Origin of the sequence: Bacillus infantis (genome assembly GCF_050107595.1) — a bacterium.
In the GTDB taxonomy this organism is placed as follows: Bacteria; Bacillota; Bacilli; order Bacillales; family Cytobacillaceae; genus Bacillus_AB; species Bacillus_AB infantis_C.
In genome coordinates this window covers 424,369-439,325 of sequence record NZ_JBNILH010000004.1, presented here as the reverse complement: position 1 = coordinate 439,325, position 14,957 = coordinate 424,369, and the positions used below count along the sequence as shown (strand labels likewise).

Annotated in this window: 9 protein-coding genes; all 9 read left to right on the top strand. The window is 45.0% G+C overall.

Translation table 11 applies throughout. The annotated features are described in order from the left end of the window. The first annotated feature begins 121 nt into the window (after positions 1–121). The 9 genes from ACQCVH_RS11345 (at position 122) to ACQCVH_RS11305 (ending at position 14,916) form a co-directional block, all read left to right on the top strand. Entirely contained in the window at positions 122–3,769 is a 3,648-nt protein-coding gene (locus ACQCVH_RS11345) for a chitobiase/beta-hexosaminidase C-terminal domain-containing protein (protein WP_426835768.1), read from the top strand. A gap of 377 nt (positions 3,770–4,146) precedes the next feature. Beyond that, on the top strand, positions 4,147–4,683 hold the full coding sequence (locus ACQCVH_RS11340; protein ID WP_426835767.1) for a transposase: 537 nt from the start codon (positions 4,147–4,149) through the stop codon (positions 4,681–4,683). 203 nt (positions 4,684–4,886) lie between these two features. Then, positions 4,887–5,429 (top strand): sigma-70 family RNA polymerase sigma factor, encoded by a 543-nt coding sequence (locus ACQCVH_RS11335; protein ID WP_426835766.1) that lies wholly within the window; start codon positions 4,887–4,889, stop codon positions 5,427–5,429. After that, positions 5,389–6,654, top strand: coding sequence for a hypothetical protein (locus ACQCVH_RS11330; protein WP_426835765.1), 1,266 nt, complete (start codon positions 5,389–5,391; stop codon positions 6,652–6,654). The genes ACQCVH_RS11335 and ACQCVH_RS11330 overlap by 41 nt, the downstream gene beginning before the upstream one ends. 662 nt (positions 6,655–7,316) lie before the next feature. Continuing rightward, positions 7,317–9,539 (top strand): 5'-nucleotidase C-terminal domain-containing protein, encoded by a 2,223-nt coding sequence (locus ACQCVH_RS11325; RefSeq protein WP_426835764.1) that lies wholly within the window; start codon positions 7,317–7,319, stop codon positions 9,537–9,539. Positions 9,540–9,887: 348 nt separating this feature from the next. Continuing rightward, on the top strand, positions 9,888–11,309 hold the full coding sequence (locus ACQCVH_RS11320) for an S-layer homology domain-containing protein (protein WP_426835763.1): 1,422 nt from the start codon (positions 9,888–9,890) through the stop codon (positions 11,307–11,309). Positions 11,310–11,439: 130 nt separating this feature from the next. Beyond that, positions 11,440–12,861 (top strand): S-layer homology domain-containing protein, encoded by a 1,422-nt coding sequence (locus tag ACQCVH_RS11315; protein WP_426835762.1) that lies wholly within the window; start codon positions 11,440–11,442, stop codon positions 12,859–12,861. A 271-nt stretch (positions 12,862–13,132) separates the two neighbouring features. Then, positions 13,133–14,350, top strand: coding sequence for a multidrug effflux MFS transporter (locus ACQCVH_RS11310; RefSeq protein ID WP_426835761.1), 1,218 nt, complete (start codon positions 13,133–13,135; stop codon positions 14,348–14,350). 416 nt (positions 14,351–14,766) lie between these two features. Further along, the gene (locus tag ACQCVH_RS11305) at positions 14,767–14,916 is read left to right on the top strand and encodes a DUF3221 domain-containing protein (protein ID WP_426835760.1); all 150 of its coding nucleotides are present in this window, start codon (positions 14,767–14,769) and stop codon (positions 14,914–14,916) included. Positions 14,917–14,957 lie beyond the last annotated feature (41 nt).

Genomic DNA, 14,957 nt, shown 5'->3' with positions numbered 1-14,957 from the left:
TGAATCCCTAATTCCGGGGTGCTTTACTAGTAGATGGAATAGGATGTCTTCAGCCTTATGGGCTATCAGCCCGGGACTTAAGCATCTTACTAAAAAATTCATACTGGAGAGGATCAAAAAGATGGGAATACGACAGCGTAAATTGTTCAGCCTTGTACTCATTTTTGCACTAATCTTTAGCCTTGTTTTTCCATTCCAATCCTCCACTGCGAAAGCGGCCGATGCCATTTCGGTTGCGGAAGCCATTGCCAGCAATAGCGGCACGGCAACAGTGGAAGGGTATATCGTCGGGACGGCAATATCAGGGACAAACTATGACCAGGAAGCCCCATTCACTTCGGCCACCAACCTGGGCATCGCTGATTCTGCCTCTGAAACAAATCCGGCAAAAATTCTGCCGGTGCAGCTTCCATCAGGCACTATCCGCACAGCCCTCAACCTTGTGGACCACCCGGAAAACCTGGGCAAAAAAGTCCAGATTACAGGCGCACTCCAAGCCTACTTCTCGGTCCCAGGACTGAAAAGCCCAACCAGTTTTTCAATCATTGAAGAAGACACCACAACCGTCAAACCTGTCACTGCCTCACCAGAAGCCGGTGCTGTTCCTGCAGGCACCGAAGTAACACTCTCGACAGCTACACAAAATGCAGTGATCCACTATACCCTTGATGGCTCTGCACCGGACGCAAGCAGTCCTGTTTACAGCAGCCCTATCACGATTAATGAACCAGCAACCATTAAAGCTTTTGCTTCAGCCGATGGCCTGGACAATAGCGAAGTGTCACAATTCGACTATACGATTGCAGAACAGATGACGATTTCCGAAGTCAGAGCGCTTCCGCTTGAAAGCACTGTTTTTGCAGAAGGAACAGTAACTGCTGTTCTTGGCTCTGCCACTTATATTCAGGATGAGACCGGCGGCATCGTGCTGTACGGGAATGGCCTGAATGTTGAGCCGGGTGATACAGTTAAAGCTTCCGGCAAACTGACAGACTACAATTCCCTCCTTGAGATTGAAGTAGCAGCAAGCGATGTAAAGGTATTGGAAAAAGCAGAGGTACCAGCTGCAGAGGAAGTAACTGCTGCTGATCTGAAAGAAGAGAAAGAAGCCACTTTGCTGACTCTGAAAAATATTGAAGTCCAGTCATTCAGCGGCGGGAACTACACAGCAGTTGATGAAAACGGTGTGTCCTTCCAGATTCGCCCTGAGGATGCCGGACTGCTTACTATCAATACTTCCTATGATTCTATTACAGGAGTCCTTGGCTCTTACAGGGATGTATACCAGCTGATCCCGCGCAACGCAGGGGATATCATTGCTGACTCTACGACTGTCCAGCCGATCGTTGCCTCGCCGGCACCAGGACTGATCAAAGAAGGCGGCAAGGTCACACTCTCAACAGGCACTGAAGGAGCGGCCATCTACTATACAACTGACGGCACCGAACCTACTGAGGACAGCACGCTGTATGAAGCACCAATCGAGATTACAAAAGATACAACCATCAAAGCCATTGGTGTAAAAGAAGGCTTGAAAGACAGCAAGCCAGCAGTCCTAGATTATATCATTCAAAAAGAAAATGTCCGCATCCATGACATCCAGGGTGCAGGCCATTATTCTCCATATCAAGGCCAGAATGTAAATGATATTGAAGGAATTGTAGTGAAAGTACTGGATTCCAATAATTTTTACATGCAAGACCTCCAGCCTGATGAAGATGATAAAACGTCAGAAGGTATCCTTGTGTATAAAAAAGCCCATGGCGTAAAGCTTGGCGATGTTGTCAAAGCATCCGGCCAGGTGAAGGAATATGTCATGGAAGGCTACTCTGACAGACTGCAGAATGATCTGCCGGTAACGGAGATTGCAGCCACAACAGTCACTGCTCTAGGCAGCCAGGAGCTTCCGGAGCCGGTGAACATCGGCGTAGACCGCAAGATACCAACAGAAATCATTGATAATGACGGATTGACAGAATTCGATCCTGAAGAGGATGGGATCGACTTTTTCGAAAGCCTGGAGGGTATGCTGATCCAGGTGGACAACCCTAAAGTAGTCGCGCCGCAGAAATACGGCGAGCTGACAGTCGTTCCTGAATCTGTCCCAACAAACACAGACGAAGGCGGCCTTCGCATTACAAAGGATGATTTTAACCCGGAAAGAATCACGCTTGATATTGATGACGAAAACTTTGTTGCCAAAATGGGCGACCGCTTCAATGGCAGCATCACAGGTGTGGTGAGCTACGGCTTCAGCGGGTATAAAGTAATCGTTGAAAAAAATAGTCTCCCGGAATTTGTGGAAGGCAATAACAAGCGGGAAACAACAGACATAACGCCTGTCGATGACAAGCTCACAATCGCTTCCTACAATGTAGAGAACTTTTCAACCAAGACAGATGATGAAAAAGTAACAAGACTGGCAGAAGCCATCGTTCAAAACCTGAAGCAGCCGGATATCGTCGGCCTTACTGAGGTTCAGGACAATGACGGCCAGACAGACAGCGGAAATACAGATGCCAGCCAAAGCTATGAAACACTGATTGCCAAAATCAAAGAGCTCGGCGGACCTGAGTATTCTTATACAGATATTGCTCCAGTCAATAACCAGGACGGCGGAGCACCAGGCGGAAACATCCGCGTCGGCTTCCTATATAAAGCAGACCGCGTCTCCCTGGTGCCTGGCACAAAAGGAACAGCAACTGAATCTGTAGATTTCGAAAACGGCGAGCTTACATTAAACCCGGGCCGTATTCAACCGACTGATCCGGCATTTGACTCAAGCCGCAAGCCGCTTGCAGCCCAGTTCGAATTCAATGGCGAAAAAGTCATCGTTGTAGCGAACCACTTCAACTCCAAAGGCGGAGACCAGCCGCTGTTCGGCAAAAATCAGCCGCCTGTCCTTGGAAGCGAAGTACAGCGCATGAAGATTGCCGCTATTGTGAACGGTTTTGTAAAAGACGTACTTGCAGATGACCCTGAAGCCAACATCGTCCTGCTTGGCGACTTCAACGATTTTGAATTCTCGAACCCGCTGCAGACACTGAAAGGCCAGGAACTGACCAATATGATCGAAAAAGTCCCTGCCGAAGAACGCTATTCTTACTCTTACCAGGGCAATGCCCAGGTGCTGGACCATATCCTTGTATCCAATAACCTGGCAGACAGAACACAGGTAGACATCGTCCATATCAACTCTGCTTTCATGGAAGAACACGGCCGTGCCAGCGACCATGATCCAGTGCTGATCCAGACATCACTTAAGCCGGCAGAAGTGGAAGAACCAGAACAGCCGGAAGAACCGAAATATGATAAAGTCTACAACCTGGTTGGCTACAAAGCGAAAAAGCTTACTGTCAACGAGAAAAATGCATTGGTGATAATGGATGCTGCTTCTGAAATCAAAGAAGGCATCTGGGTCAAGAAAAACGTCACCCTTAAAGGGGAAGGCCTGAAGAAGACTAAGGTCATCATCAAATCGGCTGCCCATGACAGCATTGTTGACTTCACAGGAACCGAAGTCAAAGAAGTTCTCATCGACAGCGACAAAATAGCTGAAATCAGAGGCGCCGAAAACGTACAAAAATGGAGCGTCGGCAAGCATGTAGACACTTCAGATATCCTATTTACCAACTCGCAAGGGGAAGAAATTCCTTCTCCAATAAAAGATGAAAAAGAAGAGCGCATCAAAGAAAAACTCCGGGACCTGGCCAACTTCCTCCTGGAACTGCTCAAACAAAAATGGGGACACCTCTTCCCTCAGCCATAACAAAATTCGGTACCAAAATCCGGTACCAGGTACCATCCGTGGACATAACGGCCAAAAGTGTCTTTTCACGGTACCAGGTAACATAGGTGGACAAAACAGGCCAGAGTGTCTTTTCATGGTACCAGGTATCATCGGTGGACAAAACAGCCATAAGTGTCTTTTCATGGTACCAGGTACCCTCCATGGACAACACATGCCAAAATGTCCTTTCACTGTACCTGGTACTATCTAAAAGAAGGATACTGCCCAAACAGCAGTATCCTTCTTTCATTTTTTATAATTAAGAAGGAAAATTCCCCACCGAAGTAGAAATCCTCCCTAACCCCCTTCTCCGCGCACCATCTTCCTCTATTAAAAAATCAAAGGAGTGAACACATTTGCCCAGAAAACAACGCAACTGGTTCCCAGGCGCCAAATACCATATCACGAGCAGAGGAATCCGGAAATCCACACTGTTCTACGACCCAGGCGACTATCAGGTATATTTAAAGCTTTTAAGAGAAACCAAAAAGAAATACCCATTTACCCTCCACGCCTACTGCCTGATGACCAACCATCTCCACCTCCAAATCGAAACCATCGACTCCCCGACAGGCACCATCATTCAATTGATCCACTATAACTATGCCAGGTACTTCAATAAGAAATATGGCTACAATGGTCACGTCTTCGAAAACCGCTACGGTGCAGAATGGATCGACTCCCGCAAATACGAACTGGACGTCAGCAAATACATCCACCTCAACCCCGTAGCAGCGAAAATCGTCAAAAACCCGGAAGATTACCCCTGGAGCAGCTGCCGCACCTACACTCAAAAGCACAAAGACCCGCTCATCCACACAGACTACATCCTCTCCCACTTCAAAGAACCATCCTCTGCAAACTATGATAAATTTATAAAAACCGGGCAGTAATGACAGCACGCGTACCTGGTATCATAAAAAGACAAATGTATCCAAAGTGTCCATAGAGGCTACCTGGTACCACAAAAAGATAAAACTGCCGAAAGTGTCCACGAAGGCTACCTGGTACCATAAAAATACAAAAAAACATAACCTTCCACACCCGCAAATCGTCTAAACATAAGAACCAAGCACTGCAGGAAAGGGGGAACAGCATGGATCGGCATGATACGATATCAGAACTGATGGACCAGTATGGGACAGACGTACTCCATCTCGCGTATTCCTACGTAAGGAACCGCCAGACAGCAGAAGACCTGGCCCAGGAAATCTTTATAAAATGCTATGAAAATCTTAACTCATTCCAAGGAAAATCAGGTCTGCAGACCTGGCTTTATAGAATCGCCGTCAACCACTGCAAAGACTATTTGAAAAGCTGGCATCACCGAAAAATGGTCGTGGGAGATTTTGTGACCTCCGTATTTCAATCCAGCCCTGAAAAGGAGCTGATGGAAAAAGCTGAGCGCGATGAGGTACTCGAGGAAGTCTTCCAGCTTCCGGTAAAGATCAGGGAAATCATCTATTTATATTACTTTCAGGAATGCACCCAAAAGGAAATCAGCGACATCTGCAAAATCAACCTGAACACGGTGAAAGCAAGGGTGGCCAGAGGAAAAAAACTGCTGAAAGAAGCGATGTCAGAAAGGAGAGGATACGATGGAAAAGGAAATGCAAAAAGCGAAAAACCACATGTATGAGGACGAGCTGGCAGATTTCACATTCAGTGAAGAAATGAAGAAAAACGTGATGGACCACGTACAAAGCAGAAGCAGGAAGGCCAGAAAAGAACCAAAGCGCCGCTTCGCTCCCGTCCTCCTGACAGCCGCATTCATTTTTCTTTCCTCAGCGGGTGTTTACCAGCTGGCCACCGTGAACGAGCCAGATCAGAACGCTGGCCATGAAAAAGAAGAGCCGCCAGCTGCAGACAAGAAACCGGAATTGATTATACCTGGATTCATACCCGAAGGATACGTGTCCGTCCACGTAAAGACCAATGGGGAGATGTATCAGCAGCTATACGTCAAAGAAGGAAACGAGGAAGAATACTTCACATACACCATGCAAAAAGCCAAAGTCGATACCGGCGGGGCAGAGATAACCAGCATCCCGTTAGCATCGGACCTTCAGGGAAGCACCTATCACAAATCCGAACAGCACTCGTCCCTGTATTGGCAGGACGAAGGCTTCTATCAAATCGTTGAAAAAGAAGGATCTATGTCCGAGGGGGATTTTCTGAAGATCGTCGATTCGATCATAACAGAAAAAGGACATCTGTCTTATCTCGAGGGGGAAATCGCCAGGCTGGATGCCGAGGCCGGCAAAAATGAAACAAGCAAAGAGCCTATAGAACAAAAAGATAACCAGACTGAACAAGAAAGCAGCAAGGAAGAAACCAGCAACCAGGAAGAACAAACCGATAAAGAAGAACAGGCAGACACAGAAAAAGAAACTGCCGAGCAAAATACAGAAAAAGAAAACCAGCAGGATACAAAGGAAGATGAAAAAGAGAGCGAAATTCCAGCTCTATCTGAATCAGAAGCCAAAGCAATGCTGGTCCAATTCAAAGCAACTGTAAAGGGTAAAGGAGAAGATTTGGATATAGCAAACGACCATCTTTACACCTCATTACGTACAAAGGAAGACTATTATGCACAGTTTACCGGAATCATGGACAGGGGGATAATTGAGGATATATTCAGCCACCGCCTTAAAGAAAAAGCAGACGGCCTGCATGCCGTGCCAAAAGATTCACCCGTGTTTTTTGTAGAACAAACACCATTTTCCGTTCAAAAGATCAACAGCACCACCTATCAATTAAAACAGGATCAAACCACCGACTTATATGGAAGCCTCACCTTAGTAGTCACTTATAAGCTGATCAATGGAAAATGGCTGATAACAGACTACCAGCCGCATAATTAAAGAAGAGCCCAACCATAAAGTAAACCCATGAATAGCGGAATGCTTTGGCTCCTTAACTTGGCTATCCAATAAATAAAAGAGCAATAGGTAATTCCTTTTCGACATATGCTTATAATTATACGCAACTGCAATCAGGGGAGAAAATCGAAGAAAACATAGGATTTTCCCACCTAAATGCCCTTAGACTAAAAATGAAAAGAGTCAGACTATCTAGTAAGATTACTTCAGTATTGATGGATTGAAATCTTCACAAGCTGACAGATTTCAGCGCGTGTAACTTCGACGTCCAAAATATCTCCACTTTTCTAAGCACTTTAAAAATAAAGTGCTCTTTTTTTTGCCTTCCCGGTACCAGGTACCCTCCGTGGACAAAAACAGTAAAAGTGTCCTTTCATGCTACCAGGTACCCTCCGTGGACAAAACCACAAAAGTGTCCTTTTACCCTACCTGGTACCGCTGTCTCAACCCCCACAAAATACCATATTAAAAATAGATTACATACTTCTGTATCATTTGTTACAATAGTTTCGTAGGTTCTTTTTCTTAATAGTAGTAAGAGTGTAAATAGATGGACTATTAAGCAAAAGAAGCTTGGCGAGCTGGTTTTTGGGGTTTGAAAAATGCTATTCTAAAATTTAGAAGGATCTGGGAGGAAAGATTACATGTCGTACATACCTAATTCTTACCGCAAGTTTTTAGCAACTGCAGCCACTGCTGCTCTCGTAACATCCGCTGTAGCTCCGGCTGTGAACGCTGCCGAAGAAACAAAAGCATTCAAAGATGTAAATGAGGATTTCTGGGCTGCCGTTGAAATCTACAGCTTAGCTGAGGCCGGAATCATTAATGGCTATCAAGATGGCACATTCAAGCCGAGCCAGAAGATTGTCCGCGGCCAGGCAGCAAATCTTTTGGCCAACACCCTGGAACTTCCAACACCTGAAAACCTGAAGGCTTTCTCTGATGTCAGCGAAAAGTCCGTGTACGCCCTTGGAGCAGCCGCAACGAAAGAAGCAGGCATCTTCACAGGCTCTAACGGAAAATTCGGCGCAGGAGATGTCCTGACTCGTGAACAAATGGCTTCAGTATTGGTACGTGCATTCGGCCTTGAAGCAACTGACGAAGACATCACATTCACAGACTGGAATAAAGTAAGTGACTCACATAAAGAAAACGTAAAAATCCTAGCTCAAAATGGAATCACAACGGGTAAAGAGGACGGTTCATTTGATCCTAAATCCGCTGTAAACCGTGCAACTTTCGCAACATTCCTATACAGGGCAATCCTGAACAGCATTGAAGATGACAACTTTGTCCTTTCTCTGATGCATACAAATGACGTCCACTCACACCTGGCAACTGCACCGAAGCGTGTGACAGCCATTAACGAAGTAAGAGCTGAAAATCCGGACGCACTTCTATTGGATGCCGGCGATGAATTGACAGGAACGCTTTATTTCAATGAATTCAAAGGACAGCCAGAAATTGAAATGATGAACTACATGGGCTACGATGCCATGACTTTCGGGAATCATGAATTCGACCAGGGATCAAGCGCAGAAGGCCACAAAGCTTTGGCTGATTTCGTGAAAAATGCTAAGTTCCCATTTGTGAGCTCCAACGTTGATTTCTCTAAGGACGCTCTATTTAATGGTGTATTCCACGGCGACACAATCACTGAAGAGCCTAAGGATGGAAACATCTACAACGGAATCGTAAAAGAAATCAATGGAGAGAAAGTTGGAATCTTCGGCCTGACAACGGCAGAAACAGAATCCATCTCCAGCCCGGAAAAAATCACCTTTGAAAACTATAAAACAGAAGCGGAAAAAGCTGTTGAAGCATTCGAAGAGCAAGGCATCAACAAAATCATTGCCATCACACACATCGGCTATGACGATAACGCAGCCGTGGATAACGATCTCGAGCTTGCCAAGTACGTAGACGGCATCGACATCATTGTTGGCGGACACAGCCATACAAAGCTGTCAGAACCGACAGTAGTTGAGGCAGACGAAAATGGCAAAGAAAAAGAAGCAACTTTGATTGTCCAGGCGTCCCAATATGGCGATTATCTTGGAACGCTGGATGTAGAATTTGATGAAGAAGGCGCAGTCCTGGGCTATGCCGGTGAACTCATCGACATCTCAGAAAAAGCAGAAGATGCCAAAGCTGTCGAAATGCTTAAAAAGTATGCAGATAAAGTAAAAGAAATCGAGAAAGTCGAAACTGGCGGAACTGCAGTAAAAGCACTTCCGAACCCTCGCCAGGGAGAAGGCAGCACGGTAAGCGTTAGAAGTAATGAAACTGAGCTTGGCAACCTGATCACAGATGCAATGCTTGATAAAGCAAAAGAATTCAACCCTGAAACAGTAATCGCTGTCCAAAACGGCGGCGGAATCCGTGCAGCGATTGATGAAGGGCCGATCACAATGGGTGAAGTATTAACTACACTTTCATTCGGAAACACACTGGCAACAATGAAGCTGTCAGGAGCAGAAATCCTAAGCACATTGGAAAACAGCGTCAAGGATGCACCGAAAGAGTTCGGCGGATTCCTGCAAGTGTCCGGCATGAAATTCACTTACGACAGCAGCAAGCCTGCAGGTCAAAGGGTAGTTTCAGTTGAAGTTGAAGAAAAAGAAGGCGAGTTCACACCGCTTGACGTGAACAAAATGTACACAATTGCCACTAATGCCTATACAGCTAAAGGAAGCGAAGGGTACGAAGCATTTGGCAAAGCTTATCAAGAAGGCCGAGTAACAGATCTTGGCTTCGCTGACTGGGAAAATCTGCGCGACTATGTTGCAAAACTTAAAACAGTAGACCCGCAAATCGAAGGCCGCATCGTAGACGTGGCAGCACCAGCAACACCAGCAGCAAACTAATAAAGGTACCACAAAAGAGGGATGCATCCAGCATCCCTCTTTTCTATATCCCCAATCGGTACCTGGTATCACAAAAAGACAAAACCCAGCAAAGTGTCCACGAGCCCTACCTGGTACCCTAAAAAGACAAAACCCCATAAAGTGTCCATCAACCCTACCTGGCACCAACGCAATAAAATGGTTGAAATTTCCTGCGCCAATACATTTTCAATAATTTTACAGCAATGGTAGCATAAGAATAGAATTCCAAAATAACCACATACCAGTAATCACCAAAAGACTTCACCGAAAGGTACAATGAACACGCTTACCAACCCAGCAATTAATACTAAAAAAGGAGCAGATACCATGAAAAAATGGCTCACAGGAGCAGCAGCAGCCGTCATGCTTTCGGGACTAATTCCTATCAAAGACACAGAGGCAGCCCGCCTCCCGTTCAAAGACCTTCCCCAAGATCACGCATACTGGGCCGAGAGAGAGATTAATTATCTTATAGGTGAAGGAATCATCAGCGGCTATCAGGATGGCACATTCCGTCCGGAAGCAAAACTTACAAGGCAGCAGGCAGCTGGCCTGATGGTTCAGGCACTTGACCTTAAGCTCGAAGGGCGGCCGGATCCGAATTTCAAGGATATTAAAAAAGGCGCCTACTATTATGAGGCAATTGCTGCAGTGGCTGATGAAGGACTGATTCGGGGGTCAAACGGAAATTTCCGTCCGAACGAAACCATTACAAGAGCACAGATGGCTGCCATCCTGAGAAGGGCCTTTCAATATGAATTGGACGAGGTTCCGAGATTCCCGGATGTCGAAAGAACCTATTGGGCATTTGCGGACATCAATGCCATAGCCAAGAACGGCATCACTATAGGCCGGTCGAAACCTGCCAATGGCGATAATTTCTTACACTTCTCTCCTGGGGAAGCGACCACCCGGGTCCAATATTCCGTCTTTTTGGCACGGGCTCTGAATGGTGCCCTGCGCTTATATTCAAAAGGAGCTATTAATACTGAACCCTATGAAAATCAATATCCTAACCTGGGAGATTATAAGATTTCCGTGGATAAGGACAGCATCATAATCCAAAATAAAAAAACAGGCGAAAAGGAAACGATTGCTGATAAAGGCATCTTATATGAATGGTATAGAGGAGCACCGCCTGTTAAAAATAGCCAAAGCACAACGATTGAGCTGGACACGACGAGAGTCCACCTTAACGAGGATTGGTATTTAAACGTACCGGTAATCATTAAGGGAACTTCTCCTAAAAGTACATTCCGCACCGTCCTGGGTCTTTATGTTCTGCCAGAGGAGATGAGAAAGGATCGGGCGCCTATCGGAAGAATGTGGGAAGATCCCTTCGATGATTTTACCTATAGTAAATATAATGTCCATGAAATTCTGGGAAAACGCTTCATAGGTGATATCAGAAATGCAGGGAATGGCAACGTCACAGTAGGCATATATAAAAACGGCTTACCGGTATCGAAAATGATGGATGTTGTCATTAAGAATGAACGCACACCAACCGGCTACAAAGATCCGGAACTAAGGGACTTTAACTCCATTCGTGTTGACGGCGTGCGCTACTTCTACTACAACACTAGCGGCCTGTACAGCATGTACTATGACGGCACCCAAAAGAAGCAGCTGCTAAAAGGCAATATCAAAAGCTTCAAAAGAGAAGGAACCACCCTCTACGCCGAACTGGAAAACGGCACAAAATACAAAATGTACTACACAGGAACCAACCTGCAAAAAATCAATTAACCGGTACCTGGTACCACAAAAAGACAAAACCGGGTAAAGTGTCCATGGATGCTGCCTGGTACCATAAAAACACAAAACCAGGCAAAGTGTCCACGGACCATACCTGGTACCAAATAGGAAGGAGAAACCAATGAAAAAACCCCTTATTATACTTCTAACCTTCATCATGGCTATATCACTCACACCTGCCGTCAAACAGGCAGCAGGCCCAACCTTTAAAGATCTTGAAAGCATAACCGGTGGGTTTTGGGCAAGGGAAGAGATCAGCTACCTTGCAGAAAAGGGAATTATCAGCGGTTATCCGGATGGCACTTTCCGCCCGAATAATCCGATTACAAGGCAGCAGGTGGCTGCTATGCTTGTCCAGGCATTCGAGCTGGATTATATGAACAGGCCTGATCCGGGCTTTAAAGATGTGAAAAAAGGAGCTTATTACTACCAGGCCATTGCAACGGTTGCGGATGAAGGCCTGATCCGGGGATCTGATGGCCGTTTCCGACCTTCCGAACATGTAACTAGGGCCCAGATGGCAGCTATATTATCACGGGCGCTGGATTTCATGCCGGAGCTGGAGCAGCGCTTCCTGGATGTTGAAAAAGACTACTGGGCATATGGAGAGATAAACGCAATCTCCCAGAACGGGATCTCCTGGGGCAAACAGGGGAATGTATTTGTTCCTGGTGAACTGACAACCCGGGCCCAGTTTTCTGTATTCCTTGCCCGGACCTTGAACAGCGACCTAAGGCTGGCAGCATGGGATAAGCTTATTTCAGCAAAAGTATCCAGCCAGCATCAAGTGGGCGTGTGGAATCTGAAATATACTCCTGAAGCAGTCACAGCTGTACATTCTAAGACAGGAGAAACACGTTCAGTCATCAAACGATCTGTGGTTCAGGATTACTATATTTATTCATTGGAAAGTCAAAACTATCAGGACCTTGGCGGGAAGGGATCCATAGTGGAATTTGACACAGAGTCCGACATTATGAAAAGAGGGGATCAATTTTATTTTCCTGTAGTGCTGAAGAGAGGTCAATCACAGCCGCCTGTGAGGGCATACTTTAGAATTACTATCCGTGAAGATATCCGACTGGAAGGCAATCCCCATCCGGAAGGTTTCATCAGCGATTATTATGACACTGGATATTTCAATAAATTTAATATCCATACTTCGTTGAACGAGCGATATCTGACCAATGTAAGGCCGGCGGGTGACGGCAATGTTAAAGTATCCCTGATAGAACGGCCGCTCATTAATGATCCTCTGGAAAAGGTCACCGACCTGGTGATCAAGGATGACCGTGCAAAAACAGGTGCAAATGAACGTGCCCTAAGAGACTTTACATCCTTCAAAGCAGACGGAAGCCGCATATTCTACTATAACTCCCAGGGCCTTTACAGCAGATACTATGACGGCACCCAGCAAAAGCTGCTATTCTCCGGAAAGCTGAAAGACTTTGAAATCAGGGGAGCGGAAATCTATCTGACACTCCTGAACGGTGAAAAATATAAAATGTCCTACAAAGGAGAAAATGTTCAAAAAATAAACTAATGAAATGGCCCGGGCGGCAGCCGGGCCATTTCTAATAGGTAACTCACGGTACCAGGTACCCCAAAAAGACAAACTACCCCAAACTGTCCACGGACCCTGCCTGGCACCTAATATATGGCTCAATGGGAGCCCCAGTAAATATAAAAAATAGTTAACCAAAAAAAGTAAAATTATTATGTTGCATATTAAGTGAAAAACCCTGCTGGAAGTTATACAATTACAAAGGAATTATCGAATAATTAATCTACTTCATTAGAAAGGCGATAGAAAATTGAACTTATCAAAGACTAAAAGAGTACAGCTAGCTTTTCTGTTGGGGTCTCTAGCCATTTTAGGTCCATTTACGATTGACACGTATTTGCCTTCATTTCCTACTATTGTTAATGATTTTCACACAAATGCTTCGCTGGTCCAAATCAGTTTAACCACTTGTTTATTAGGACTGGGATTAGGTCAATTAGTTATAGGACCTATGAGTGATGTGCATGGCCGCCGTAAACCATTGCTCATCTTCCTTACTTTATATTTTTTATCCTCTGTAACTTGTGTCATCGCACCTAATATTTATACATTGATCGTTTCTCGTTTTATTCAAGGCTTTGCGGCTGCAGGAGGTTTGGTTATCTCAAGAGCCGTTGTACGGGATTTGTTTAGTGGGCGGGAACTTACAAAGTTTTTTGCTTCTTTAATGTTGGTTGGGAATCTTGGTCCCATTATCGCGCCAATAATAGGCGGGGCGATTCTGACGTTTACGAGCTGGAAAGGAGTTTTTATTGTCCTGGCTTGTATCGGCTTGATTTTCACATTCATTGTTTCCTTGAAACTGGAAGAAACGCTGCCAGCTGAAAAACGGGTACCGGGAAATTTCAAGCAAGTCATTAAGAACTTTGGAACATTATTAAAGGATCGTGAATTTGCGGGATATGCCTTTACTCAAGGATTTACAACAGCCGGGATCTTTGCTTATGTTTCAGGTATTTCTTTTGTCTACCAAAACATTTATGGAGTTTCCCCTCAAGTATTCAGCTTCTTATTTGGAGTAAATGGAGTGGGCTTAATCATAGGGACTCAACTGGTTGGCCGATTATCAGATTATATACGGGAAAAAACATTCTTGAAAATTGGACTGGGGCTTTCCAATACAGCAGCTGTATTATTGCTAATAGCCATTTTACTAAAGGCACCGCTTCTATTTGTAGCGCTTCCTATTTTCTTTTTAGTCATGTCCATCAGTATTATTGCCACATCGTCATTTTCCCTGGCGATGGAAACGAAAGGGCATATGGCGGGAAGTGCATCTGCTTTATTAGGGGTGCTGCCGTTCCTTCTTGGTTCCTTAACAGCCCCGCTTGTTGGAGTAGCGGGTGAGTACTCCGCTCTGCCAATGGGGATTATTATTATGGCTGCAAGCTTTTTGGCCTTTTTATCTTACTTCTTATTAGTTCGGAAGGGCTCTTTACATCACAAAGGACCAAACCCAACTATTTGAAATAGGTGACAGGCACCTCTCGAAAAATCTGGTTCCACACAATCATTTCACAAAAGTGATCCAACCTTTTAAAAAGCCAGGTATTCAATAGAATGAATACCTGGCTTTTCTGAGCCAAGGGGTCAGGTCCCTTGGCTCAGTTGAAAAATGTTCCATGGTACCGTCCTTTTAGCTATCGTTAATCAAACGTTTGATTAATTCTTATCGCTTTCATAAGATAGTGCGAAGTCTCCTTCTATAGCTATTCTGCCATCAATCTGCTTTAAAAATAGGATTGTTATTAATAATACAATCCAGTATGGCCCTTCTTTAATCAAGCCTGTTCAAATATAATTGTAAATAAAAGGAAAATCTTAACTGCTAATTATGAGGAAGGACTGAAAACCATTAGAACATTATTATTTTGCGGTCTTTTATTGTTATCGGCCTGTACTCCAGGTGCAGTTCAAGAAGAATTTAAGGAATTAGAAGTCGGACAAAAAGTATCAGTTACTCATCAGGGAATGGCTCAAGAGTCGCTTCCTCTTAAGACAGGGGCAGAGCGGATTGAGGTATTAGGGGAATGAATGATAAAAGGCTTTTCGGATATAAACTCCCTTCAAAGACT